At 71.4% G+C, this 25,128-nt stretch carries 23 protein-coding genes and 2 pseudogenes; 16 read left to right on the top strand and 9 right to left on the bottom strand.

Annotated elements, in window-relative coordinates; translation table 11 throughout:
• Window positions 1-17: 17 nt before the first annotated feature.
• The 3 genes and pseudogenes from ACO0M4_RS33535 to ACO0M4_RS33525 form a co-directional block, all read right to left on the bottom strand.
• Window positions 18-2,666: pseudogene (locus tag ACO0M4_RS33535) on the bottom strand (TIGR02680 family protein); the annotation flags it as partial.
• Window positions 2,663-3,988, bottom strand: a complete 1,326-nt coding sequence (locus tag ACO0M4_RS33530) for a TIGR02678 family protein (protein WP_430374844.1) — start codon at window positions 3,986-3,988, stop codon at window positions 2,663-2,665. The gene ACO0M4_RS33530 and the pseudogene ACO0M4_RS33535, both read right to left, overlap by 4 nt.
• Window positions 3,985-5,604, bottom strand: coding sequence for a TIGR02677 family protein (locus ACO0M4_RS33525; RefSeq protein WP_430374843.1), 1,620 nt, complete (start codon window positions 5,602-5,604; stop codon window positions 3,985-3,987). Before ACO0M4_RS33525 ends, ACO0M4_RS33530 begins: the two co-directional genes overlap by 4 nt.
• 50 nt (window positions 5,605-5,654) lie before the next feature.
• Here ACO0M4_RS33525 and ACO0M4_RS33520 point away from each other — a divergent pair, with 50 nt between their 5' ends.
• From ACO0M4_RS33520 to ACO0M4_RS33495, 6 genes are all read left to right on the top strand, one after another.
• A complete protein-coding gene (locus ACO0M4_RS33520) occupies window positions 5,655-5,777 on the top strand; it encodes a hypothetical protein (RefSeq protein ID WP_430374842.1) in 123 nt (40 codons plus the stop codon).
• 167 nt (window positions 5,778-5,944) lie between these two features.
• Window positions 5,945-7,168 (top strand): sensor histidine kinase, encoded by a 1,224-nt coding sequence (locus ACO0M4_RS33515; protein WP_430374841.1) that lies wholly within the window; start codon window positions 5,945-5,947, stop codon window positions 7,166-7,168.
• 83 nt (window positions 7,169-7,251) lie between these two features.
• Window positions 7,252-7,887, top strand: coding sequence for a response regulator (locus ACO0M4_RS33510; RefSeq protein ID WP_430375349.1), 636 nt, complete (start codon window positions 7,252-7,254; stop codon window positions 7,885-7,887).
• A 161-nt stretch (window positions 7,888-8,048) separates the two neighbouring features.
• Entirely contained in the window at window positions 8,049-9,065 is a 1,017-nt protein-coding gene (locus ACO0M4_RS33505; RefSeq protein WP_430374840.1) for a DUF418 domain-containing protein, read from the top strand.
• Window positions 9,066-9,332: 267 nt separating this feature from the next.
• A complete protein-coding gene (locus ACO0M4_RS33500; RefSeq protein WP_430374839.1) occupies window positions 9,333-10,052 on the top strand; it encodes an HNH endonuclease family protein in 720 nt (239 codons plus the stop codon).
• Complete coding sequence (locus ACO0M4_RS33495; RefSeq protein WP_430374838.1) at window positions 10,049-10,342, top strand: hypothetical protein; 294 nt, start codon at window positions 10,049-10,051, stop codon at window positions 10,340-10,342. The genes ACO0M4_RS33500 and ACO0M4_RS33495 overlap by 4 nt, the downstream gene beginning before the upstream one ends.
• 247 nt (window positions 10,343-10,589) lie before the next feature.
• Here ACO0M4_RS33495 and ACO0M4_RS33490 read toward each other — a convergent pair whose 3' ends face one another.
• Together ACO0M4_RS33490 and ACO0M4_RS33485 are read right to left on the bottom strand one after the other, a co-directional pair.
• On the bottom strand, window positions 10,590-10,991 hold the full coding sequence (locus ACO0M4_RS33490; RefSeq protein ID WP_430374837.1) for a DUF4345 domain-containing protein: 402 nt from the start codon (window positions 10,989-10,991) through the stop codon (window positions 10,590-10,592).
• A gap of 57 nt (window positions 10,992-11,048) precedes the next feature.
• Window positions 11,049-11,480 carry a protein phosphatase gene (locus ACO0M4_RS33485; RefSeq protein WP_430374836.1) on the bottom strand — a complete coding sequence of 144 codons (432 nt, stop codon included), beginning with the start codon at window positions 11,478-11,480 and terminating at the stop codon, window positions 11,049-11,051.
• Between the two features lie 405 nt (window positions 11,481-11,885).
• Between ACO0M4_RS33485 and ACO0M4_RS33480 the strand changes: the two genes are divergently transcribed.
• The 7 genes and pseudogenes from ACO0M4_RS33480 (at window position 11,886) to ACO0M4_RS33450 (ending at window position 19,195) form a co-directional block, all read left to right on the top strand.
• Window positions 11,886-12,089, top strand: a complete 204-nt coding sequence (locus ACO0M4_RS33480) for a hypothetical protein (RefSeq protein ID WP_430374835.1) — start codon at window positions 11,886-11,888, stop codon at window positions 12,087-12,089.
• Between the two features lie 243 nt (window positions 12,090-12,332).
• Entirely contained in the window at window positions 12,333-13,559 is a 1,227-nt protein-coding gene (locus tag ACO0M4_RS33475) for a helix-turn-helix domain-containing protein (protein ID WP_430374834.1), read from the top strand.
• Window positions 13,556-14,107: a hypothetical protein gene (locus tag ACO0M4_RS33470; protein WP_430374833.1), complete on the top strand. Its 552-nt coding sequence runs from the start codon at window positions 13,556-13,558 to the stop codon at window positions 14,105-14,107. The genes ACO0M4_RS33475 and ACO0M4_RS33470 overlap by 4 nt, the downstream gene beginning before the upstream one ends.
• A 444-nt stretch (window positions 14,108-14,551) precedes the next feature.
• A pseudogene (locus ACO0M4_RS33465) lies at window positions 14,552-16,405 on the top strand (ABC transporter ATP-binding protein); the annotation flags it as partial.
• Window positions 16,382-16,906, top strand: a complete 525-nt coding sequence (locus ACO0M4_RS33460) for an NUDIX domain-containing protein (RefSeq protein WP_430375348.1) — start codon at window positions 16,382-16,384, stop codon at window positions 16,904-16,906. The pseudogene ACO0M4_RS33465 and the gene ACO0M4_RS33460, both read left to right, overlap by 24 nt.
• Before the next feature lie 212 nt (window positions 16,907-17,118).
• Window positions 17,119-18,807: a peptide-N4-asparagine amidase gene (locus tag ACO0M4_RS33455; protein WP_430374832.1), complete on the top strand. Its 1,689-nt coding sequence runs from the start codon at window positions 17,119-17,121 to the stop codon at window positions 18,805-18,807.
• A 211-nt stretch (window positions 18,808-19,018) separates the two neighbouring features.
• Complete coding sequence (locus ACO0M4_RS33450) at window positions 19,019-19,195, top strand: hypothetical protein (protein WP_390014051.1); 177 nt, start codon at window positions 19,019-19,021, stop codon at window positions 19,193-19,195.
• Between the two features lie 238 nt (window positions 19,196-19,433).
• Here the strand turns inward: ACO0M4_RS33450 and ACO0M4_RS33445 are convergent, their stop codons facing one another.
• Window positions 19,434-20,030, bottom strand: coding sequence for an AAA family ATPase (locus ACO0M4_RS33445; RefSeq protein WP_430374831.1), 597 nt, complete (start codon window positions 20,028-20,030; stop codon window positions 19,434-19,436).
• 176 nt (window positions 20,031-20,206) lie between these two features.
• Here ACO0M4_RS33445 and ACO0M4_RS33440 point away from each other — a divergent pair, with 176 nt between their 5' ends.
• Window positions 20,207-20,467 (top strand): PH domain-containing protein, encoded by a 261-nt coding sequence (locus ACO0M4_RS33440; protein WP_430374830.1) that lies wholly within the window; start codon window positions 20,207-20,209, stop codon window positions 20,465-20,467.
• A gap of 63 nt (window positions 20,468-20,530) precedes the next feature.
• On the opposite strand, the gene tnpA is transcribed toward ACO0M4_RS33440, so the two are convergent.
• The gene (gene tnpA, locus ACO0M4_RS33435; RefSeq protein ID WP_430374829.1) at window positions 20,531-20,947 is read right to left on the bottom strand and encodes an IS200/IS605 family transposase; all 417 of its coding nucleotides are present in this window, start codon (window positions 20,945-20,947) and stop codon (window positions 20,531-20,533) included.
• 26 nt (window positions 20,948-20,973) lie between these two features.
• Here tnpA and ACO0M4_RS33430 point away from each other — a divergent pair, with 26 nt between their 5' ends.
• On the top strand, window positions 20,974-22,194 hold the full coding sequence (locus tag ACO0M4_RS33430) for an RNA-guided endonuclease InsQ/TnpB family protein (protein WP_430374828.1): 1,221 nt from the start codon (window positions 20,974-20,976) through the stop codon (window positions 22,192-22,194).
• 196 nt (window positions 22,195-22,390) lie between these two features.
• Here the strand turns inward: ACO0M4_RS33430 and ACO0M4_RS33425 are convergent, their stop codons facing one another.
• Complete coding sequence (locus ACO0M4_RS33425; protein WP_430374827.1) at window positions 22,391-23,617, bottom strand: NAD(P)/FAD-dependent oxidoreductase; 1,227 nt, start codon at window positions 23,615-23,617, stop codon at window positions 22,391-22,393.
• A complete protein-coding gene (locus ACO0M4_RS33420; protein WP_430374826.1) occupies window positions 23,614-23,934 on the bottom strand; it encodes a bifunctional 3-phenylpropionate/cinnamic acid dioxygenase ferredoxin subunit in 321 nt (106 codons plus the stop codon). The genes ACO0M4_RS33425 and ACO0M4_RS33420 overlap by 4 nt, the downstream gene beginning before the upstream one ends.
• Window positions 23,935-24,216: 282 nt before the next feature.
• On the opposite strand from ACO0M4_RS33420, the gene ACO0M4_RS33415 reads away from it, so the two are divergent.
• Complete coding sequence (locus ACO0M4_RS33415; protein WP_430375347.1) at window positions 24,217-24,960, top strand: IclR family transcriptional regulator; 744 nt, start codon at window positions 24,217-24,219, stop codon at window positions 24,958-24,960.
• Window positions 24,961-25,128: the final 168 nt, after the last annotated feature.

Raw genomic sequence — 25,128 nt, 5'->3', positions numbered from 1 at the left:
GCCGTCGCGGTGGCATCCGCCTCGGCACGCGCCGATACCGCGAGAGCGCGGGCCTCCTCGGCCAGCCGTGCCGCCCGGGTCGCCTTGACGGTCAGGTCACGCAGCGTCCTCTCCGCTGATTCGGTCCTGCTCCAGGCGTCCGCGAGACTCCGTGGCCGGGGGAAGTTCCGTTCCGCGAACGTGAGCGACCGGCGCATGGCATCGGCTACGTCGAGCTCCTCGCGGATGCCGGCCAGCCGCTGTTCTGTCTGTGCGATCCGTTCCTCCAGCTCGGCGAGGCTGCGCCGCCGCGTCTCTGCGCGTACTGCGGCTCCCACGTACTCGGTGTCGCCCTTGTCATGACGGCCGCCGAGCACGCCCAGACGCCAACTGCCGTCGTGAAAAGCCGTGTTGTGAGCGGAAGTCTCCTGTGCTGGTGCGAGTGCAATGCTGGCCAGCAGGCACCCCACCTGCTCGGCGGTCACGCCGCAACCTGGTTCAGGGGCCGGCCGCAGGACCGAGGCGAGAGTCGGCCCGTCCGACAGCACGGGACCGGGCCGCAGGACGGTGTCCCGGGTGCAGGGATCGAGAAGGACACCGTCCGCGCCTACCCATGCGTCCAGGATTCCACTGGCCTCCAAGGCTCCTTCCAGACCCGCCCGGTCGGCCGGAACAAGGGCATCCGCGAAGTCCACAAGCCGGTAGAAGGGCGCTCCCGTGCCCGGCGTCCTTTCGGCGACGCGATGGTGCGGGGCCGGCGGCTCAGGATCGGTCGTTTGCTCCCAGTCCCGTTTCTGCTCCGTCAGGTGGTCCAGATCCTTACTGAGCTGGCTGACGTCGAGCGCCAGGGCGTCCCGGCGTCCGGTGAGTTCTTCGCCGTACGGCTCCAAAGCGGCTTGAGCCGTTCGCCACGCCGGGCTGTCGATGTCGGGCGGTAGCGTGCGGTCCGCGAACGGTGCGTCGGCAGAGGTCTCGCAGCTGACCGAGGCGTGGACGGCGTCCAGCGGCGGGCAGTTGGGACCCAGCGCAGTCCGCGAGTGCGTCGCCCACTCGGCGACTTGGCGGGCGTAGGCGCCGCTCTCCTCAGCGACCCTCTGACGGCTGCCGTCGAGATGACCGGCGGCCTCTTCCGCTTCGCCCTCCAGCCGTTCCCGCTCGGCATCGGCCTGAGCCGCCCCGGCCCGGGCCTCGTCCGCCCGTGAGATGAGGCGGGTCACCTCCTGGGCCATCCGGGCCCGGTTTCTCGCGACCGCCTCACCGTCCTCCAACTGGTTCTGCCAGGTCCGCAGCCCTTCCTGCGTCGTGACCGTGTCCACGCGGGCCACCGATCCGTGTCTTACGGTGCGTGCCTCCCCGTCCGGAGTCGTCAGCTCAGTCTCCGTGGCCTGGGCGAGAACCGTGCGCGACAGGGCCACCGCCGCGCCGAGATGGCCGGTGGGAAGTCCGGCCTTCTCCGCCTGCGTCAGCAGCCCCCGGTGTTCTGATCCCAACTCGGCCAGCCGGCTTCCGATATGTTCGACGCCTTCGGCCAGCCGTTCCGCCGAGCTCTCCTCTGCATCATGTGCGTTTCGCAGGGTGGTGAACGCAGCCACGGCGGCGGTATGCAGAGCCTCCACCGTGCCACGACGCTCCGACAGTTCGCGCAGACTGCGATAGGCATGACTGGTATGCAGGGCGGCCAGGTCGGTCCGGGCAGCCTGTTCCTCTTCACGCAGGGTCTCCAGACGGCCATCGGACTCCTCCTCCTGCGTCCTCAGGTCGCTCGTCCGCTGTGCGGCGTCTCCGGCAGCCCGGCGCCGCTGTGCGAGGACACCCAGCTCGTGACCGACTCTCTGCGCGGAGGTACGCAGGACGCCGGACAAGTAGCCGCGGTAACTGGTGAGGAAGGTGCGCAGCGCCGCGTCGGTGCGCTCCAGGCGGCCGAGTTCGTCTCGTACGGCGTCGAGGTCGTGGAGGTTGCGCGCCACCTTCTCGACCACGTCCTCGTCGAGCCCTGGCAAGGTTTCGCTGAGCAGGGAGGCCAGGCCCCCGTGTTCGATGCGGTCCCCGACCGTCGGACGCCGTAGCCGGTGGAGGAGCTGGGTGAGGTTGCGGTAGCGCGTCGGGTCGGCGATGCCGAACAGCTCGCGGGCCACACGGGAGCGGTGCAGGACCGCACGGTCGGTCGCGTTCTCGGAGCCGACGATCTCTTTGAGCCGGTCGACCGACAGCGGCTTACCTGCCTCGACCAGATGCAGGTCCTCACCGATCCGCAGCGGGGTGACGAAGAACGTCGGCAGCGCCCTCTGCGTCGACTTCGAGGCACGGATGGCGGCACCGAGCGTCAGGTGGCGGTGACCGCCGTCGTCGGCCGTGCCCCGGAACTCCACCCACAGATACCCGAGACGGTTGGTCTGCTCGAATCCGTCCAGCATCAGCCAGGCAAGCGTGGTGCGGCCGGTGCCTGTCGCGTCCAGTGCCCGGGAGTCGCCATCCAGAAGATACGGAAGCAGCATCTCCAGGGCCTTGGACTTGCCTGCGCCGTTCTTGCCACGCAGAAGCAGCCGCCCGTCGCCGAAGGAGAACTCCTGCTCGTCGTACTGCCAGACGTTCTGGATGCCCGCCCGGTGTAGCCGGAAGCGGGCGCCGGTGGTCGTCGCGGCCCCGGCACGCGGCAGCGGAACGGGGCCACGCGCGTCGGTAGTCATAGCGGCAACTCCTCTTGGACGTCCGTACTTTTGCCAGTTGCGGTGGCCGGGCGCACGGTGACGTGGGTGGCGTAGCGAGCCGCTGCGGCCAGCAGCACGCAGCCACCTCCGCCAGGCCGTGCGCCATGGACATCGGTCACCGTGCGACCTTCCGGCGCTTCTTCGACGTATCCCTGCGGCAGTCCTTCTCCCTCAGCGCGCAGCCGGCCACCACGGGCCATCAGCCGCATGCGGACCAACAGGTCCAGCACTGCCTCGCGCAGGGAAGAAAGGTCCTCCAGGTAGCCACGTTGCCAGTTGCTGCGCTGCCCGTACTCGGCGATCAGCCCGGCCAGCACCTCGTCCACCAAGCCGTCCGGGACAGCCACCCCGATCATGAGCGTCCCGCCCGTCGCAGGATGCCCCGGCTCCTGCGGCCGAAGCCGTTCCACGAGCCGTTCCGCCAGTAGCAGCGCGGCTTGTGCGACGGTCCCGGTGCCAGGCAGGTGCAGATCTGTCAGCTCCTCCTCAGGGTCCACCAGCGCCACGCCCTCGGCACGGATCTCCATTTCCAGACCCAGGAGTTCGGAGAAAGCCTGGGCCTCCCGGCGCTGCCGGGTGCGCAGCCAGTCGCGCTCGGCGTCGGTGAGCTCGTCGAGGTGGACGACGGGTGTCTCGACGAGCATCCGGCGTACATAGGTGCGAGGTCCGCCGAACCCCGGGTCCGCTGCTCGCTGAACCAGCTCGGCGCCGTCCCGGGCTTGTGCGAGCGGGCCGGCGACGACCACGCGTGCCAGTTCGCGATCCACCGTGATCAAGGCTTCCCCGCCCGCTTCCTGCGCGATCGCGGCCACCTGGCCCTCGGTCTCGATGAGCACGCCCCAATCGACCAACTGCCGCAGAGCCGCGACCAGGGTCCGCTTCCCAGCCACCCGACCCGTCTCCTCCAGTTCGATCCCTGCGTCGGCCGCGGCGGCCCTGATGTCGGCGACCAACTGCGACAGCAGCATCTGCTCGGGAGCGGTCACGAGCACAGACAGGGCCAGCGCGAGGCAGGCGTACGTGTGTGGGGTGAAGGGGGTGCCGGTGGAGCGCTCCAACCGGTGTCCCGAGCCCGCCCCCAGCCCCGCCTTGAACAGCCGGGCGTATGAGCTGTCGACCAGTAGGCGGTAGCCGAGAACTTGCTGAAACCGTTTGCCCAGCCAGTCGGCGTGCCTGCGGATCAGAGGGAAGAGGTCGGCATGGGGGCCGTCCGACGCCACCAGGGGGTGGGCAAGGAGCAGTCGGGCGGCGCTGCGGCGCTCGGCGGCCAGAGCCACGTCGTGAGTCGAGGGAAGGGTCATGACACGCTCGCCTTCGCTTCGCCTCCACCCGCGACGGAGATGCGACCGATGTCCAGCTCCAGGTGATCCAGCAGCAGGTCGCCGTCGGCCGAGTGCAGCACCGTCTGTGTGCCCTCAGCCCGACGCACGGTGAGCCGGATGCCCAGTTCGGCGTCCTCGCTGCGCGCCGAGTCCAGGGCGAAGCTCGCTGCCTCCCCGCCAGTATCGGCGCGACTCCTGAGTTGGGCGTTTCCGAGTGCCGTGGCCAGCAGCTCCAGGAGCAGCCCGAGCGCCGCCGACGTGAGGTGCACCTCGGCGAACCGGCCAGACGCGCTGCGCAGTTCGTCCGCCGCCGCTGCCCTGGCTGCCGCCCGCTGACGGGCGGCCTCCCGAAGCCGCTGCTTCTGCGCAGAGTGGTCCTCCACCGCGGACGTCCGGCCCCGCTGGGCGCGGCTGCCCCTCTCACGCAGGGCCACGGGCACCTCGACCACCGGCCCGGTCCACCAGCTCGTGTAGGCGGGCACCACCTCGTCGGTGGCAGGAGGTATGCCCAGATGGCGGGCGCCGTACAGTCCGAACGCGGCGACGGCGATGTCGTGTGCGTCCTGCGGTGCCGCTTCGTCGAACCAGCGGGCCAGCCGCAGCAGATCCTTGCGCCGGGACATCTCCCCGGTGGCCGACCGCAGCATCCGCTTGGCGTTGGCGAGCAACGACTGCAACGCGCGCAGCGTGGCGTCCCGTAGTTGGTCGACCTGGCTGCCCTGACCGTCGGCGTCGCTGAACCAGCCGCGCAGACCCTCCCAGTCCGCGAGCTCGCGGCCCCGGCTGCGCTGGACTCGGACCTCCAGGCGGTCCTCGCCCTGCGCTGAGAGCCCGGTGAGCCCCTGGGCGTGGGCGTCCAGGCGGTCCAGCAGAGCCGGGATGTGCGGCCACAGGGTGTCCAGCGCCGCCGAGATGCGGGGCGCGCGGAACGCCACGTCCTCCGTGATCGCCTCGACGTAGTCCAGGAGCAGTTCCTTGAAGCCCTGGTACTCGGCGCTGTCCAGGTCGTAGCGGGACAGCACTTGGCCGAGATAGGCGTAGAAGTCGCGTATGGAGTCTGCGAATTCGGTGAACTGCACGAACAACGTACTGATCCGCTCCAGTCCGTCCTGGGACTCGATGCCGCCCGGTACGGTCACGAGGCCGGCCAGCTCCCGCAGTCCGCGCTCGACCAGTGCCAGCAGTTCGTTGCTCACCTCGCGGGCCGCGTCGGCCTCGGCCAGGACACCATCAGCGTCCCGCTGGATGCGTTCGCCCAGTTTCGACAGCTGGTAGCGAGAGCGGGAACGCTGGTACTCACTGATGCTGGAAGCCTTCACCGTGTGACTGCTGCGCAGCAGATTTCCCCACTGCACCAGCTGTTCCAGCCGGACCGTGAGAGTGTCGGCGTCGAGCCCTGCAGCAGAACCATCGGCCTGGCGCAGCTTCGCCATGATGTCCGGGACGGCGAGATCCGCCAGCAGCGTTCCACAGAAGACCCGCATGATCGCGATGTGCTCCAGCCGCTCAGGCGCACTGAGGTAGGTGTACACGTTCAGCCGCCGGCGTGCCTCCTCGTCGGTGTCCTGCGCTGCGTCGGACGTGGATCCCCCCATGCGCGCGAGGTTACGCGGCCCATGGGGCCGCCGCCGTTGTGTGACCGAAAATGCCACGGATACGTGCCAGACAACGGCTCGGTCTCGTCAACGAACAGGGTTTGGCCAACTTCGCTGGCGACGAACTGGGACAGCGGACGACGATGGTGGTGACCAAGCGCTACGACGCCTGACCGGCTGCCCAGCAAGGACGTCGTGATGCAGGTGTGGCGGACGAGCCATGGCCGGCTCCTGTGGGTCTCGCTGGTGCTCCATCCGCCGCGACCTGCCACCGCGGGCAGCCGGCAGATCGGCCATTCGGCCGACTCGTCGCGGGCCGCTGCTTACGTAACCTGCCGGAGTGGAACGTCATGCACCCTTCCCACGTCGTGCCCGGTGGCTGGCCACCGGCTCGCTGTCCCTGGTCCTCGCCCTGTTCTGGCTGGCCGACTGGGCGAGCGTCCAACCACTGACCGGCTATCCGCACAGTCCGGCGGACTTCGTCCCCCTCGCCACCACACCGCTGTTCGCGGCGCTGCTGCTGGTGCCCGACGGGTGGCTGACCGTAGGGCGCCGGGCCGCGGTCGCGGCGGCCGGTTCGTGGGCGGTGACCGTCGCGCTCGCCCTCGTGCCCGGCCGGAGCGCCGCCGGGACGTGGGGCCTGCCGGAGACCGGGGCGCTGCTGGGCCTGCTCGTGCTCACCGCCCGGCGGGCCGAACCGCCGCGGGTCGCCGTCGCCCTGTGCACCGCACTCGGCACCGCCGTCGTCGCGGCCCCGCTGCGCCTCTGGCACCGCGGCGAATTCATCAACTTCGCCTTCCTCCTCACCCTCGCCGTCGGCGCGGCGCTCGGCCTGGGCTGCTACCTGCGCGCCCTGGACGCCCGCCGGGCCCGGGCCGTCGTCGCCGTGCGCGAGGGCGAACGGCTGGAACTCGCCCGCGACCTCCATGACTTCGTGGCCCACCACGTGACCGGCATCGTCGTCCAGGCCCAAGCCGCCCGAACGATCCGTGAGATCGCCCCCGAGCGCGTCGACACCATGCTGCTCGGGATCGAGAAGGCGGGACTGGAGACGCTGGACTCGATGCGCCGCCTGGTCCGGGTCCTGCGCGAGGAAGAGGGTCGCGCGGTTCGCCCCGGTGAGCTCTACGCCGCACTGGCCGAACTGGCCGCCGACTTCGCCCGGGGCGGCGGGCCGGACGCCACCGTCCGGATCGACGCCGCCGCCCGCCGCGCCCGCCTCGCACCCGAAGTGGAGACCTCCGTCCAACGCGCGGTGCAGGAGGCCCTGACCAATGTGCGGCGGCACGCGCCGGGGGCGACCACGGTGGCCGTCCGCGCCGCCCTTCGCGCCGGGCACCTTGCCGTCGAGGTGAGCAACGGCCCGCCCGCCGAGCGCGCCGCCGCGCCCGCCGGGGGCCGCGGCGGTTTCGGACTGGTCGGCCTGCGGGAACGCGCCGAGGCGGTCGGCGGCTCGCTGACCGCCGGGCCGACCCCGGAGGGCGGCTGGCAGCTCACCGCGACGTTCCCGGTGCTGGAGCAGGGGCCGGACGCCGACACCGGCATGGCACGATCGGACCCGTGAGCACTTCCCCGACGTCCCCAGCCGCGCCGGAATCCGCGCACCGGGCCCCCGCGACCCGCGTGCTCATCGCCGACGACCAGGAGATGGTCCGTACCGGCTTCCAGCTGATCCTCGACGCCCAACCCGACATCGAAGTGATCGCCGAGGTCGCCGACGGCGCGGCGTGCGTGGAGGCCGCCCGGCGGCTGCGGCCCGACGTCTGCCTGGTGGACATCCGGATGCCCAAGCTGGACGGCCTGGACGTCACCCGGATCCTCGCCGGACCGGACGCCACCGATCCGCTGCGGGTCGTCGTGGTGACCACCTTCGACCAGGACGACTACGTCTACGGCGCCCTCCAGGGCGGCGCCTGCGGTTTCCTCCTCAAGGACGCCGGCCCTGGCCTCCTGGTCGAGGCCGTCCGGGCCGCGGCCCGCGGCGACGCGCTGGTCTCGCCGTCGGTGACGGTACGGCTGCTGGAGCAGCTCGGCCCGCACCAGGGTGCGGCACCCGGCGCGGACGTCGACGGTCGCCCCGCAGGACCGCTCACGGACCGCGAGATGGACGTGGCCAAACTGGTCGCCCGGGGGCGCACCAACCAGGAGATCTGCCAGGAGCTCCACGTCTCCCTCGGCACCGTGAAGACACACCTCGGAAGCATCCAGACCAAGCTGGGCGTCCGTAACCGCGTGGAGATCGCCGCCTGGGCCTGGGAAACGGGCGCGGTGCGGTCCCGCTGACCACTGCCGGCCGACCTCCCCTCGCCGCTCGTCCGCTGCCGGGCCTGACGCCGGGGTGAGTGCCGGGGCGGCGCCGGGTCGGCCGTTCGGCCGAGGGCGGCCGGGCGACTCCGGCCGAACGGCAGAGGCCCCGGGCACCCCCGCCGGCCGACCGTGGTTCCATGCAGCAGACCTCCACCGCAGCACCGCCCGCACCGGTCCAGGCCCAGGCGCCAGGCCGGCACCGCATCCGCGCCCTCGACGCCCTCCGAGGGTTCGCGCTGTGCGGCATCCTCCTGGTCAACGTCCCGCAGATCACCGACATGCACTTCGGGCCGAGCACCGGGGGCCTGCACCCGATCCGCGCCTTCTTGGACCTCACCGTCCAGGAACGCTTCTTCCCCATCTTCTCGTTCCTCTTCGGCATCAGCTTCGCGCTCTTCCTCGACGGTGCGGCCCGCCGCTCGGACCGGCCGCGGCTGCTCCTCGTACGCCGCCTGGTCGCGCTCGGTGTCCTCGGGGCGGCACACCAACTGCTGCACCCCGGAGAGGCGCTCACTCCCTACGCCATCATCGGGCTGATGGTGCTGTTGCCCGCCACCTGGCTGCCCACCCCGCTCGTCCTCACGGGCGGCGCCGCCCTCACCCTGGCCTCCGTGACGCTCGCCTCGGGCGGCATCATCACCATCCCGGGCCTGTTCCTGCTCGGCCTGGCGGTGGCCCGTCTGGGCCTGCCGCGCGCCCTGGACCACCGCACCGGCCGGCTCGCCGCGGTGCTCACGGTGATCGCGCCGCTCGCGGCGGCGGCGGTCTGGTGGCAGCACACCGTCGATCGCGCCGATCCCCACGCCACCCGGATCGCGGCCGAAGCCGGACTTCTGGCCGCCGTCGCCTACGCCGTCACCCTGCTCCTGCTGCTGCGCACCCCGCTGGGGACGCCCTTGTCCGCGGTCCTGGAACCGCTCGGCCGCATGGCGCTCACCAACTACTTGACCGCCACCCTCCTCGTCGTCGCGGCCGCCCCGGTGCTCGGGCTGCGGCACTCCCTCCACTGGGGCGCGGCCATGGTGTTGGCCCTGGTGATCCTCATCGTCCAGACGCTCTTCAGCCGTTGGTGGCTGGCCCGCTTCCGGTACGGCCCGGTGGAGTGGTGCCTGCGCTGCGTGACCTGGTGGGAGCGCGTTCCCAACCGCCGCTGAACGGGCCCGCGTTGCCCGGCGGAGTGCCGTGCCGGTGCCGGCGATGGAGTAGTTCCCCTCAAGCGGGTGAGGTGTCGCCGACTTGAGGGGAACCACGGCCAGTCATCGGAAAGTCGTACGTCCCGGTGCCGAGCCGCGGTCATTTCCGGTGGCCGGGCTGCGCTTCATACTCGGCCGAATTCTCGGCGGAATGCCGGACTCCCGAATTTACCCACAAAGGAGTGAATGTCGGGATGCGGAATCGTTTCGCCTGGTGATGCTCTCCAGGTGTCGACCCATGCCTGGTGGCGCCGCGCTGCCACCACAACAGCCCTGATCATCGCCGCAGTTCTCCCCGTCGCATCGACCACCGCAATAGCCGATCCCGTTCCGCGACCGGCCCCCGCCCCCGAATTGCGGCCCGCCGCGACCGCATTCGGCGCCGTCCCGCCGGAACTCCCCGAGCCGCCGTCCGCGGCGGTGGCGCGCACCGAACTCGCCGGACTGCACATCGCCGCCCCGCATTCGATGAACGGCTACAGCCGAGCGAAATTCCCGCACTGGATCAAGCAGTACGGGGAATGCGACACCCGCGAGGTGGTCCTCGCCCGGGACGGCGAGGACGTCAAACAGGACGAGAAGTGCCGGGCCATTTCCGGTACGTGGTTCAGCGAGTACGACGCAAAGGTCTTCCACGTCTCCGGCCAGCTCGACATCGACCACATCGTGCCGCTGGCCAACGCCTGGCGTTCCGGTGCCGACGAGTGGACCACTCCCGAGCGCCGGAAGTTCGCCAACGACCTCGTCCACGCCCAGCTGATCGCCGTATCGGCCTCCTCCAACCGGCAGAAGGGCGACCAGTCACCGGACCAGTGGTCCCCGCCGCGGCACGCCTACTGGTGCACCTACGCCCGCGCCTGGACCGACGTCAAACACCTCTACCACCTGAACATCACCGAACCGGAGAAGGCCAAGCTCACCGAGATGCTGGACACCTGCGAACAGTGACCACCCCCGAGCACGACGCACTCACCGACCGGGTCACGGCCGGCCCCGGTGGTGCGATGACGGTCCAGGTCGGCGTCATCACCGGCGACCTGACCGTCACCACCACCGACCGGGGCGACGGTACCGCCGGCGTCGTCATCCACTACACCGGTGCCGAGGAGCACTACGACCTCGAAGGCGGCCCGGTCCGGATTCCGCCCGGTGGCATCGACGCGTTCCACCGGGTGGTGCTGGACGCGGTGCGCGCCGGCGGTGCCGCCCAGATGCCCGGTACCGCCCCGCGTCCCTGACGCCGGCGCTGACGGGACAACCGACGGGGACCCGGCCGAACAGCCGCGGTCCCCGTACCCACGCCCCACGGACTGCGCGGCGCCGAACCACTCCGCGTCGGCCGCTCTGCGCCTGACCCATCCTGACCGTGGTGCGCGCCGGTGATGACGAGGTGTCAGTTCATCCCGCAACGGTCGGTACCGAGCACGACGGAAGGGATACCGCCCCGCACCGACGGTGGCCCCGCCTTCGCATCAGCGAAGCGTGTCAGTCGCGTCCCGCCGCGGCTGCCTTCTCGTCGGCGTCCGAGAGCCAGAAGTAGAGCGGCGGGAGCAGGAGTTCAACGGCCGCCAGGGGGATCTGGAACCAGTGCGGCCAGCCGTGGGCGAGCAGTGACAGCACCCGGCCGACCCCGCCGAGCAGGAAGACCGCGGTCAGCAGCCGCACCGCCGCCGACGGGACCGGTGACTGCCGCGCCGCCCAGATCCAGGCCAGCCCGAACCCGAGGAAGATTGCGTTGTAGAAGCGCTCCCGGCTGTCGACGGTGGCACCGGTCAGTTCCTCGCCGGGCACCGACGCGATGCCGAGCACGAGGTGGTAGGCGCCGATCGCGACGCAGGCCACCCCCATGACCCAGGCCAGCCCCTTGAGAACCTTCACCTTGTCCATGTGCGCCGTCCTCCTCGTCGTGTGCGCGTTCCGTCGTCCTGCGGTGCGGCGGGCTCGTCAGGGCGAGAAGTGGTGGACGTACCGCTTCTGCCAAGGGGTTTCCACGGCGTGCCGGTCGTAGTGCCGGCGGACGTATTCCACCGCCTGGTCCGCGGGTACGCCGTCGAGGACGGCGAGGCAGGCCAGGGCGGTACCGGTGCGGCCGCGGCCGCCGCCGCAGGCGAGCTCGATCCGTTCCGTCGCCGACCGCTCCCACGCTTCGCGGAACACTCGCCCCGCCTCCGCGCGGTCGCTCGGCAGGCGGAAGTCCGGCCAGCGCAACCACCGTGCCGGCCAAGGGACTTGGGGTGGCTGCTTGCCGAGCAGATACACGGCGTAGGCGGGCGGCGGGCCGTCGGGGAGTGGTCGGCGCAGGCCGCGTCCGCGGATCAGTCGGCCGGAGGGGAGTTTGAGCACTCCGGGATCGGTGGTGTTCCAGGTCTCGCTCACCCGTTCACCCTAGTTCTCCCGAGGGGGAGTTGGGTGGGAAGTCGCGGCAACAGGGGGTATGCACCCGCCTCCGGAAGAAGGTCGAACGGGTGTTGCAGCAGGAGCTGGATTCGCAACTGGAAACGCAACGGCAACCGCAATCGTGCCATTAACCGACTGTAGCGTTGGTGGATCGGTTCTGTGACGATGTACCGTCCCGGGACACGAGGTGGCCCTGGCAAGGCTGGGAACCGGTGCCAGGGCCACTCATTCGCATCCATCTCGATCAAGGAGGGACAGATGCCCCCTGACCGAACACCTCACTGGCGCCCGAAGGCGGCCCAGTTGAAGCGCTACGAAGCTAACATCCCTCGCAGGGGCCCGGTTGAAACCGGGGGCCGGCGTGACTTCCCGGTCAACGAGCCGGTGAGTGCCCGGTCCGCGGTCCGGCTCGGCATCCGGTGCGACGTCCAACTCACCGCACCGTTGGGTGCGTTCCTCGCGATTCCGTATCTCGGGAACATCCTGGTGCACGGTGTCGACGCCCGTTGGGTGCCCGTCGTGGCGCTGGCCGCGCTGATCGCGGCCTGCCGTCCCCGTCTCCGCCACCAGCGCCGACGCGCCGGCTGACGCAGTACGGGGCGTAGCCGCCGGTCCCGGCGGACTGCGCGCGGACGGTGGTCCGAGACCCGGGCCCGCCGTGGCACCGGAGGTCCTTCCGGTGCCACGGCGGGCCACCCGGCGCGGTGCCGGTGTCGCGCCGCGGGGCCCGACGGCCCGCGGCGCACGGCCACGAAGCCGGCCGGCAAACCGCAAATCGCCCAATTCTGCGGCGAGTTCACGGTGGCACATCCCCCAGAAGGATTACAGCTGATGACTCCAAAGGATCCTGGACCGGTCCCCTGCGCCAGGACCGGTTGCCCCAACGAGGTGGAGAGCGGGTCCGGTCCCGGGCGGCGCCGGAAGTACTGCAGCGACTCCTGCGGTCGGGCCGTCCGCAAGATCCGCAGTTCACGGCGGACACCGGACATCGAGGCCCATGACAAGGAAGCCCGCCAGGTCGCCGACGACATGGCCTGCCGGATCGCCGTGCTACGGACCCAGATACGCGACGGCGACGCACTCGCCGGGCTACGGCAGGTCGTCGAGCTCACCAGCGACCTGGACTGTGTGACCGCCGCCGTGGTGCAACAGGCCCGCGACCGCGGGCACAAGGGCCCGGCCATCGCCGAGGCCCTGCACGTCACGGTGGACAAGGTGGGTCGGGCGTACACGGCGGAAAGCATCGCCCGGAAGATCACCAAGCGTCGGGCGCGGCGCGCTGCGCTCACCGGCACCGCGACGCTGCCGCAGCCCGCCGGCCGTGCGGAACCGCCGCCCGCCCCCGGCCGGCCGGACCAACTGACCGCACCCGCCCGCCCGGACCCGCTGACGCCCGCCGCCCGGACGGACGTCGAGCGGCGCCGGGCCGTCGTCGTCCGCACCTCCCCGTCGCGCCGCGCGTACCCGGAGGGCGAGGGCGGCGAAGGCGGGGGCAGAGCGGGCGGACCGGACAGCGGGCCACCGGGTCAGGACTCCCGTACCGCGCTCGCCTCGGCGCTGTCGCACCTCCAACGCGCCAGCGACAAGACGCTCCGGGTCCTCGCGGACGAGGCGCGGGTGAGCGCCTCGTACATCTCCCGGATCCTCTCGGGCGAGCGCAGCCCCACCTGGAAGGTCACCCGCCGGATGGTGCACGCCTGTGGCGGTGACCCGGAGGCCGTCCGCCCCCTGTGGGACGCCGCCCACGGGCGGCGCCCGGCCCGTGCCGGGAGCCTGCACGCGGCGCTGCGCGGGCTGTATCTGTCCGCGGCCTGCCCGGACCCCACGCAGATCTGCCTCTCCAGCGGACACGCCCTCACCGAGCGTGAGGTCAGGGGTCTGCTGCAGGGCTCCCTGATCCCGGACTGGGAGACCGTCGGTGCGGTCGTCGGCGTCCTGCACGGCCGTCCGGACGACATCCGCCCGCTCTGGGACCACGCCCGGCTCGCCCAACTCTCCCGATTTTCCTGCGGATTGGTGTCCGAGCGGCGTACGCCGCGGGCCGAGGCGTTCGGATGACGCCGGCCCCCTCCCGTGCGCCGGCCAGGGGCGACCGCCGGCCCGCGACGCCCGCCGCCCCGCCCGCGGTCGCCCTGCCGCCCGCCTTCGAAGCCTTCTACGCCCTGCACTGCGCGTGCTATCTCGGCTATGCCCTGGCCCACGTGGCGGAATCGGCCGCGCCCCGGGTCCTGGGGGAGGCCATGGGGGAGGTCGTCATCCGTTGGGCCGACATCGTCCGCCGACCCAACCCGGCCGCCTGTGCCTGGACCCTGGTGAGCACCCGCATAAGGCAGCGGGGCGGGGGCCCGGGGCACGACCTGGAGGACCTGGCGTTACGTCATCTTGAGCAGACGGCGTTACGTCATCCCGCCCTGGAATACGACGCGTTCGTCCTGCACGACGTGCTCGGCCACTCGGTGGAGGACGCCGCGGAGGCGATGGGGCAGGAGGTCAGCCGGGTCCGCTACGCGCTGGCCGCGGGGCGCGGCCGGGCGCGCCCGGGGGCCGTGGGGCACCCGCCCGCAAGCCGTCTGCCGGATCCCGCCCGCAATACCCCGCAGGAGTGACCCGAGCTGTTCGAGTGGTCGTCGGCGCTCCGATGTCAGGTCCCCCACGGCCTCCCGCGAGCGCGGGAACGTCTGTTCATCGTGTGCCCCCGGATCACCCGTTACGGGGGCCGGTTCGGGCCGTTCTTTAGGGCACCTGTGCCCCTCGTGCGCCTCGGAAGAGGAGGGCGAGCCGGGTGCCCGTGTCTGAGCGGGGTCCGGTTCCGTTCGAATTCCTCTCCGGCGGCGCGTCCGGGCGCGGCGCGCGGTTGACACCGCGGGATCCGGAGCGGCCCACCCCACGGGCCGGTCGTCCCGGCGGTGCCGCGCCGGCAGCGGGCACGAGCCGATGACCGTGGAAGGGGAACGAGAACCATGCGGATGAAACGTGTTGGGGGAGACGGCCTGGTGCGGAAGGAGAAACCCGGGCCGGTGACCGGCGAGGAGCCGACCGGCGGCGAGGAGTTGCAGTTCGTCGACCGGACTGGCAGCCGGGAGCGGGCCGGGCGGCAGATCCGGCTGGTGGACATGGCGCGGCGGCTGCCGCAGTTGGTGCGGCGGTCGGTCGCGTTGGCTTGGCGCATCGACCGCTGGGCGGCCCTGGGACTGCTGGTCTGCCAGGCAGCCTCGGGAGCGGTGCAGGCGCTCGGCCTGTTGGCGGTCAGCGGGACGATCACGGCGCTGCTGTCCGGCGGGGACATCTACGGACGGCTGCTCGGGGCCTGGCCGTCGGTGCTCCTGTTGGCGGTCGCCGCCGGGGTGCGGGCGGCGCTCGGGATCGTGGTGGTCTGGCTGTCGTCCCGATTGGGACCGCAGATGTCCCGGGAGGCCGAACTCCGGCTGTTGCAGGCGGTCACCGAGGTCGAGTTGGCGGCCTATGACGCGCCCGGGTTCACGCACCGCAAGGAGGCGGCGGACCGGGGCGCCGAGATCGTCCAGGACCTGGTCGGGGAGGGGCAGGACCTGATCGCCTCGGTCGCCTCCCTGGCCGCCGGTGCGGCGGTGTTGACGGCGCTGCACCCCGCGCTGCTGCCCTTGTTGGCGCTGGCCAGTCTGCCCCAGGCGGTGGCCCAGGTGGGCGCGGCCCGGGTGCGGTACCTGGCCCGGCTGCGCGCCGGGGGCGACTACCGTCTGCTGTCGATCCTGCGCTGGCACGTCTGCGACCGGTACGCCGCCGACCAGGTCCGGGCCGGCACCATGGCCGACTTCCTGGTTGGGCGCTACCGCCAGATCACCGGGCGCATCAATCGCGCCGACCGGCGCGCGGCGAACACCGGGGCACGGATGTCCGCGGTGGGCGCGGTCTGTGGCGGGTTGGCGTCGACGGCGGTTTGGGGCGCGGTGGTGTGGCTGCTGGCCACCGGCCGGATGAGCGTCGGGCACGCCGGTACCGCGGTGTTCGCGCTGCAGACGGCCGGGTCGGCGCTGCGCGGTCTGGTCGCCGGGGGCGCCCGCATCATGCGCACCGGGCTCTACATGGACGACTGGTCGGAATTCCTGGCGGAGGCCGGCGGATTCCGGATGCGCCGCGGCACCGCCGTGCCCGCGGCCCCGCGCGAGATCCGCGTGACGGACCTCGTCTTCCGGTACGAGGAGGCGGCCCAGGACGCGCTGCGGGGCGTCTCGTTCACCCTGCGGCGCGGTGAGGTCGTCGCCCTGGTCGGCTACAACGGCAGCGGCAAGACCACGCTGGCCAAGCTGCTGAGCGGGCTGTACCTGCCGACCACCGGGGCGGTCACCTGGGACGGCGTCCGCACCGACGACCTCGATCCGCAGGCCATGTGGACGCAGGTCGCGCTGGTTCCCCAGGAATACGCGCGCTGGCCGCTGACCGCCCGGGAGAACATCACCCTGGGCCGGCCCACCGACGGCGGTGACGCCGACGTTCGCGCCGCCTGCGCCCGGTCCGGTGCCGATGAGGTGATCACCGAACTGCGGTCCGGACTCGACACGGTGCTGGCCCGTGACTGGCTCGGCGGACAGGAGCTCTCCGGCGGGCAGTGGCAGCGGATCGCCCTCACCCGCGCGTTCCACCGGCCGGCCGGACTGCTCGTCCTGGACGAGCCGACCTCCGCGCTGGACCCGCTCGGTGAGCACCGCATCTTCGCCGGCCTGCGGGAGATCGCGGAGACCCGGGCGGTGGTCCTGATCACCCACCGGCTCACCAATGTGGCGGTGGCCGACCGCATCCTGGTCCTGGACAAGGGCCGGGTCGTCCAGCACGGCACCTTCCCCGAACTGGTCGCGCAGCCGGGGCTGTTCCGTGAACTGTGGACCTACCAGCACACGCGGGAGGTGCACCGGCCCGAGGGGGACGGGCCGGTCGCCACGGAGGTGGTCCCGCTGGCTCCGGCGAAAACCGTGGACGAGGTGCGCCGACCCGAGGTGACCGGCACCGCGGCGCTGCTCGTCAACGACCGGGGGCAGTACCTCCTCCACCTCCGGGACGCGCACAAGGAGATCTGCGACCCCGGCACCTGGTCGCTGCTGGGCGGCGCTCCGGAACCGGGCGAGACCGCGTACCAGGCGGTCACCCGGGAGCTGCGCGAGGAGGTCGAGTTGACGGTGCCCGACCTGGTGCCGTTCGCGCTGCTGCGCTGCTCGACACCGGACGGCACCGTGCAGGGGTGCATCCAGGTGTTCCTCGGGCACTGGAACGGTGATGCGGCCGCGCTGCCCCTCACCGAGGGCGTGCTGCTGCACTGGTTCGACGTCGGGACGCTGCCCCGACTGACGATGTGCGACTGGGCGGCGGAGGCCGTCCGCCGGCACCAGGACGAGCTGTGCGGGGCCACTGAGGGCTCTCGCGGCCGAAGCTGACGGGGACGGGCCCGGGCCGCTGCACCAGCGGCCCGGGCCCGGCTCGTCGGCCCTGGTCGGGCAGGGCCGCGGGTGGCGGGTGGGTGTCGACGGTCGGCCGGAGGCTGGTCGCCGAGGTGGGGAGGTCGCGGGGGAGACCGGTACGGCACCCGTAGGGATCAGGCCAACAGGGCACTGGTGCACGGCAGTACGAAGCGCTTGACTCCTGATCCATGAGACGAGCGCTTCTCGCTTTGTGCGCCGCCGTCGTCGGACTGGTGCTGGGCGTGGTCCCGGCCGTGGCCGCGACGCCGCCCACCGAGTTCGGCAACGGCTGGCACGACCCGATCACCGCGGGTCCACCCGTGTCCGTCCCCGACACGCCTTCCTGCCGCGTCACGGTCGCCGACACCGAGTTCCGTGACTACACGCCCTACAAGGGCACCTACATACCGCCGGGCAGTCCGGGAGCCCCCGGAAACCCCGAGAAACCCGGAAACCCCGAGAACGCTGCAAACCCCGGACATGCCGGGAAGTGCGGTCACCGCTGGAGCAAGGTCGTCCTGAGCCTCGAAGGATCCGTGGCCGGGCGGCAGTTCGACCGCCTCGGCTATCTGCACATCGGCGGTGTGGAGGTCCTCCGCACCTCGACCCCGGAACCCTCACCCCAAGGCATCACCTGGCACGTGGAGAAGGACGTCACGCGGTACGCCTCCGTGCTGCGTACGCAGCAGCCCGTCGAGATGCTGATCGGCAACACCGTCGACGGGACCTATACCGGAGTCATCAAGGTCAAGGTCACGCTGACCTTCTACGCGGCGCAGGGCCGGGTGAAGGCGGCCACCGCCCCCGACAAGGTCCTCACCCTCCAAGGCGCCCACACTCAGGACGCGGTGTACCAGGGGCAGTTGACCACGCCGCGCAACAGTGAACGCATCGTCGCCGAGGTGTACGCCACCGGATCGGGCGGCGGCTGCGAGGAGTTCTGGTACCTGACGGTGCCGGACGCGGCGCCGTATTCGTGCCGGGCCAAGGACGGCCCGTACCGCGAGGTGCAGGTGCGGATCGACGGCCGGCTCGCCGGCATCGCGGCGCCCTTCCCGACCGTGTGGACGGGCGGCTGGTCCAATCCCTTCCTGTGGTACGTGATCCCCGGCCCGCGGGCCTTCGACGTCCGGCCGCTGGAATACGACCTCACGCCGTTCGCCGGGCTGCTGAACGACGGGCGTCCGCACCAGGTCGCGGTGTCGGTCACCGGTCTGCCAGCCGGGCAGAGCGGCTGGAGCACCCCCACCAACATCCTGGTCTGGCAGGACGCCAAGGCGGCCCGTGTGACCGGCGCGCTCATCACGAGCCAGGCGGGCGACCCGGTCAACAAGACCGCGTACGAGCCGGGCGCCGAGCGCCGGTTGACGGCCGAGGGCGGGCACGCGCTCACGGTCGCGGGATACCTCGACACCTCGCACGGTCGGGTCACCACGACCGTCACGCGCAGGCTCACCGGGAGCTCCACGCACCGCTGGAACGCGGACGAGACGACCGACGCGCTCCGGGCACGCTGGCACGACGCGGAAACGGTGACCGTACGCGGCCGGGGACCCGCGACCACCACCCGTACCCAGCGCACGTACACCATGGACGGTGCGACGACCGTGGACGCCGCCAACCGGCTGCGTACGACCATGACCATGGGGGATCGCGCGGACCTCGCCACCCTGCGCGGCGGACGGCGCACCGACTGGACGCGGCTGGACGACACCTACACCGGCGACGCCGCGTACAACCAGAACGTGCCCCGTGACCAGCGGCACGCCACCGGAGTCTCGCGCGAGCGCTACCGCGTGCACGGTCCCGGCTCCTGCTACGACCGGACGCTGGCCACGGCGCAGGGGGAGTTGACGGAGGACCGGTACGGCTGCTGAGCGGGTGGCGGTGTGACGGGTGTTGCCGAGGGCATTTGCTTCATCGCGAAAGTGAAGCGAAGAGGGCTGACTTTCGGTCAACTTCAGCCAGGTGTGGCCGGAGGGGCGCCACTCTCTTCCCTCTTGGCGCACGTTCCGTAATAAGTTTCCTACTCACCGCAGTCGGCGGGAGAGGCCCGCCGCCGAGATCTGTCCGTCCACGGAGGAAGCGATGCCGCAGGGAACCATCGTGCTGTTCAACAAGAGTGACTGTGTGGGCATCATCGCCGACGAGCGCGGAGAACGGCTCCCGTTCTCGGGGATGGAGACGCAGACCACCGACGTCGGTCAGCAGGTCATCTTCGATGTGCACGGTGCGAAGGCCACCAATGTGATGGCGGTGCGCTGACGGTTCGGTGGCCGTGGACGGCGTCGCCCCCGGGCCGTCCACGGCCACCACCACGACGACGGCGGCCGGTCCGCCCGGCCCCGCTGGACGAGCGGGGATCCGAGCGGGGACCGACGGTGGAGCACCGGCCGGCCCGCTCCGTGGTGATCGGGCCGGCCCCGCGCGGCGCCGCGGCGTGGGCCGAGCCGGTGGCGTTGCTGACGCACAGTCGGCGGGAGCGGAAGCCCCGCCCCGGCCGTCAGGCCACCGATCCTTCGGTCCACGCCCGGTCGAGGATCGTGTCCACCGTCTCGTCGACGGTCTGCCGCGAGGTGTCCAGCCACAGCCCGAGGTCCCGGGGCGTCTCCGCCCGCAGCAGCACGTCCAGGTCCTCCACGCTCCAGTCCGGTCCGTACGCGGTCTTGGGCCGGGCCGCCTCGCGCCCGGCGACCGTCTCCGGATCGGGCAGCAGGGCGACGACGGCGAGCGGGCGGGTCGCGATGTCGCCGGCCAGTTGGGCGAGGTGCTCGCCGAGGAGGATGTCCTGCACGACGACGGTGAAGCCGGCCCGGGCGTACTCGTCCGCGCAGGTGGCCGTCAGCCGGTGCCGCAGCCGCAGTTGGGCGAGGGCGTCCTCTCCCGCGTCCGGGGTCATGCCGACCTGGCCCCGGATGATGTTGCGGCGGAAGCCGTCACCGCGCAGGTGCACCGACCGGGGCAGGCGCTCGGCGAGGGCCTGCGCCACGGTGGACTTGCCGGCGGCCTGGATACCGGTGATCACCACGACTCCGGGCGCCAGCCAGGGACCTTGCGGGGTGACCCGCCCGGGGGCGGTGTCGGGAACGTTCACAGTCATGGCGTCGATTATGTCCGCCGCGGCCCCGCCGGTCCTTCGATTTTCCTCCTGTTGCGGTGGCCGTCGGGGACGCGCTCCGACGCTCCGGCACCCGGTCCGCCCCGCCACGGTCGGTCTCCGTATGCTCGCCCTACCGGAGCCGGAAGTTGACCACTTCCGGAGGGAGGAAGGCGGATATGACGACCACCTACTACCGGGATCGCTGGATCACCTGCACCCCGGACGCGCTGCGGATCCGCGGCTACTACTTCCCGTGGGGCACCAAGACCATCCCGTACACCGCGATCCGCTCGGTGCGGCGGGTGGAGATGGGCGTCCTGACGGGGCAGGGCCGCATCTGGGGAAGTGGGCACCCCCGGTACTGGGCGGGCCTGGACCCGCGGCGGATGACGAAGAGCACCGCGCTCGTCCTCGACGTCGGCCGCTACTGGGACTAATCGCAGTGCTCCCCCGTTTGCGGGGGGGGGGAAGCGATTCTGAGCGCTGGTCTGACTCGCAGGCTAGAGCGGGCGGTTTTGCTGCTCGATGTACTGACGTACGGTCGACAGTGGAGCGCCGCCGACCGATCCGGCGAAGTAGGAGCCGGACCACAGCCGTTGTGCCCGCCAGTAGTGCCGGACCAGCTCGGGGTACTCCTGGCGGAGCCTGCGGGAGGAGACGCCCTTGAGGGAGTTGACCAGCTTCGATAGGGCGACCTTCGGCGGGAAGTTCACCAGCAGGTGAACGTGGTTGGTCTCGCCGTTGAACTCGACCAGCTCACATTCGAAGTCCTTGCAGACCGCCCGCATGATCTCTTCCATGCGCGTCAGGTGCCGGTCGTTGAAGGCCTTATGCCGGTACTTCGTCACGAAAACCAAGTGTGCGTGCATGACGAACGCGCAGTGCCTGCCAGTGCGGATGTTGTCGTACTCAGCCATAAACCAACTGTAGTACGCTGATCGACATGCAGCTTCGGTACTCCTTCCGGATGTATCCGAACGGCCCTCAGTGCTCAAGCCTTGCCAGGGCGTTCGGATGCGCACGGGTGGTCTACAACGATGCGCTTCGGGCTCGCGAGACCGCCCGCGCCGACGGGAAGGCGTTCCCGAAGGCCGGGGACCTGTCGAAGCTGTTGATCACCGAGGCGAAGAAGACCGGGGAACGGGCCTGGCTCGGCGAAGTGTCTGCCGTCGTGCTCCAGCAGTCCCTTCGGGATCTGGACACCGCATACCGGAACTTCTTCGACGGGCTGAAGGGCAAGCGCCCGCGCATGGGCGCGCCCCGGTTCACGTCCCGCAAGGACAACCGGCAGGCCGTACGGTTCACAGCGAACGCCCGCTGGAAGATCACGATGGGTGGTGACCTGTCGCTCCCGAAGGTCGGGGATGTGCGGGTCAAGTGGTCCCGACCCCTTCCTTCCGCCCCGTCCACGGTGACCGTGGTCAAGGACGCGGCCGGGCGGTACTTCTGCTCGTTCGTCATCGAGACCGGGCCCGGCGAGGCCCTACCCGAGGCAGAGGGGCAGGTCGGTATCGACCTGGGCCTGTCACACTTCGCGATCCTCTCCGACGGCACGAAGATCGACAGCCCCCGCTTCCTGCGCCGGGCCGAGAAGAAGCTGAAGAAGGCACAGCGGGACCTGAGCCGGAAGGCTAAGGGAAGCAGGAACAGGACGAAGGCCCGGCTCAAGGCCGCCCGCGCACACGCGAAGGTGGCCGACGCACGCCGCGAGTTCCACCACCAGCTCTCAACGAAGATCATCCGCGAAAACCAAGCGGTTGCCGTTGAAGACCTGGCGGTCAAGGGACTCGCCCGCACGCGCCTGGCCAAGTCCGTCCACGACGCCGGATGGTCCACGTTCGTCGCGATGCTGGAGTACAAGGCCGCCCGGTACGGGCGCACCCTCGCCAAGATCAGCCGGTTCGAGCCGACCTCTCAGGTCTGCTCACAGTGCGGCGTCAAGGACGGCCCTAAACCCCTCCACATCCGCGTGTGGGAGTGCGGGGCGTGCGGGGCCGTCCTGGACCGGGACATCAACGCGGCGGTCAACGTCGCCAAGGCGGCCGGACTGGCCGTGTCAGCCTGCGGAGCGCGGGTAAGACCGGGACTCGTCCCGGCACAGCGCGATGAACCAGGAACCCACCGAGACGGTCAGAAGACCGTGGTAGGAATCTCCTCCCTTTAGGGAGGGGAGCGGAAGTCAAGTCCGGCCGTTCCTCACCCTCGACGATCCGGACGCGGTGGAGGCGGTGCTCCGCGAACGGATGCCGCCGGGCTCGCCGGCGGAGGGCACCCGCCGGCCGTAGCGGCTGCCGCGGGTGGCGGGCGAGTCGTCTGGGGGGCGTGATGGAGAGGCCGGGGGCGGCGGTGCCGCGGGTCGGTCAGGCGGTGGGGGCGGGTTGGGTGGCGCGGGCGAGTTCGCGGCGGAGGCGCATGAAGGGGCGCGGGCGGTTGAGGGCGAGGACGGCGGTGGTGCGGCCGTCGCGTTCGTAGCGGGCGAGGAAGCTGCGGTCGTCCGGGGAGCCTTCGACGATGCGCGGTACGTCGCCGGGCCGGTGGTGGCCGGCGAACTGGAGGCGGACGCCGTACTGGTCGGACCAGAAGTAGGGGAGTGCGCGGTGGGTGCGGGCGGTGCGGCCGGCGAGGAGGTTGTGTACGGCGGTGGCGGCCTGTTCGGTGGCGTTGGTCCAGTGTTCGGCGCGGGCGCCGGCCACGTGGGCGACGTCGCCGGCGGCCACGATGGTGGGGATCGGGGTGACGCAGCCGGCGTCGCAGCGAACGCCGTCGCCGAGCGGCAGGCCGGAGCCTTCGAGCCAGTCGGTCGCGGGGCGGACGCCGATGCCGGTGACGACGACGTCGGCGGGGAGCAGGCGGCCGTCGGAGAGTTCCACGCCGGTGACCCGGTCGTCGCGGCCCGCACTGTGCAGTCCCCGGACGCCGGTGCCGGTGCGCAGGGCGACACCGTGATCGCCGTGCAGTCGGGAACACAACTCGGCCATGGCGTACCCGAGTTGGGGAACGAGGGGGAGTGGTGCGGCCTCGACGACGGTGACTTGATGGCCGAGGGCGGCGCACGACGCGGCGACCTCGGCGCCGATGAAGCCGCCGCCGATGACCACGACCCGGGCCGGGCCGCCGCAGGTCAGGTCGGCGCGCAGGGCCCGGGCGTCGTCGAGGGTCCGCAGGGTGTGTGAGCCGGCCGGGGCGGGGCCGGGGAGGCGGCGCGGGGCGGCGCCGGTGGCCAGCACGACACCGTCGGTGGTGAGGGTGCGGCCGGTGTCGAGGCGGATGGTGCGCTGGCGGGGGTCGAGTCTGGTGGCGCGGGTGCCCAGGAGCCATTCCGCGTCGAGTCCGGCGACCTCTTCGGCGTCGGTGAGGGCGAGTTGACCCTCGGTGGACAGGTCTTCGGTGGACGGGTCCTCCGTGGACGGGTCCTCGGCGGTGGTGGCCGGTGCGGTGAGGAATTCCTTGGAGAGCGGCGGGCGGTCGTAGGGGCGGTGCGGTTCCGCCCCGACGATCGTGAGGCGGCCGTCGTAACCCTGGGCGCGCAGCGCCCGTGCGGCGTACAGCCCGGCCAGTGAGGCTCCGATGACGGTGACCGACTTCATGCGGCGGTGCCTTCCTCGGCGGTGAGGTGGACGTAGACCATGCCGTCCTCGACCGTCACGGGGTGGGTGCGGACGGGGCGACGGGCGGGCAGGCAGGTCGGAGCTCCGGTGCGGAGATCGAATGAAGCGGCGTGCAGCGGGCATTCGACCAGACACCCCTCCAGCCAGCCGTCCGCGAGTGAGGCGTCTTGGTGGGTGCAGGTGTCGTCGATGGCGTACAGCTCTCCGTCGGCGTGGAAAACGGCGATCGGAGGCGTGATGTCGAGGCGAACGGACTCGCCGGCGGGCAGATCAGCGAGGTGGCAGACGGGTATCACTGGGCCCCCCTGTTACTGTTCGGTACTATCGAGTTTCGCAATCCGCACGACAGAGCGTTATGCGCAACAGAATCCAGACGGGGGCTCGGCGCGTCAAGCGGTCCCCGGAAAAGTCGGCCCGATCGGGCCGCTGGATGGTGGCAGCGAGCTGGGTGGTGACACGGACCTATGACGAAAACGGCCAAGGCGGAGGCGCGGGCGGAGAAGCAGCCGGCGGGCAGGCCGGACCCGAAGCCGCACGACACCGTGGCGGGAAAGCCGCCCAGAGGTGCGGTGAGCGCGGTGCAGTCGGTGGATCGGGCGGTGACCGTGCTGGAGATCCTGGCCAGACTCGGCGAGGCCGGGGTGACCGAGATCGCCGACGAGCTGGGCGTGCACAAGTCGACCGCGTTCCGGCTGCTGGGCGTGCTGGAGAACCGCGGTCTGGTCGCCCAGGAGCAGGAGCGCGGCAAGTACTACCTCGGCGCGGGGGTGTTGCGGCTGGCCGGGGCCGCGGCCGTGCGGCTGGACATCTCCCAGGAGGGCGCGGCGGTCTGCCGGACGCTCGCCGACGAACTGGGTGAAACGGTCAACATCGCGGTCCTGGAGAGCGATGCCGCGGTCAACATCATGCAGGCCCGTGGACCGGCCTCGGTGACCGCCCAGAACTGGCTCGGCCGACGGACCCCGCTGCACGCCACGTCCAGCGGCAAGGCGCTGCTCGCGTACCAGCCGCCGCCGGTCCAGGAGGCCGTACTGGCGCGGAAGTTGCCCCGGCTGACCGAGCGGACGGTGACCTCCGCGGTCGCGCTGCGCGGCCAGTTGGCCGAGGTGGTCGAGCGGGGCTTCGCGGTCGCGGTCGAGGAGCTGGAGCTCGGGCTGCGCGCGGTCGCGGCACCGGTCCGGGCGCACGACGGCTCGGTGATCGGCGCGATCAGCGTGTCGGTGCCCGCGTACCGGCTGGACGAGGAGCGGCTGCCGGAGGTGGTCAAACGCACCGTTGCCGCTGGTGAGGAGCTCTCCCGGCGGATGGGGTACGCCTGTTGACGGGATCCGGGCGGAGCGGGCGCAGGGTCCGCTGACCGCCGGGTGACGGTCGTCCGGTGGCGGGGTCGGGTGGTGGCACCCGGCCCCGCTTCCGTGTGCGCGGGGCGTGCGCGGGCGGCGCGTGGTGCGTCCGCATGCGTAACCAGCCCTTTACAAACCGCCAGCGCG

The sequence above is a fragment of the Streptomyces sp. RGM 3693 genome (assembly GCF_050471125.1).
GTDB lineage: Bacteria > Actinomycetota > Actinomycetes > Streptomycetales > Streptomycetaceae > Streptomyces.
The sequence above is the reverse complement of the archived record's forward strand: the minus strand, read 5'-3'. Positions and strand labels throughout refer to the sequence as shown.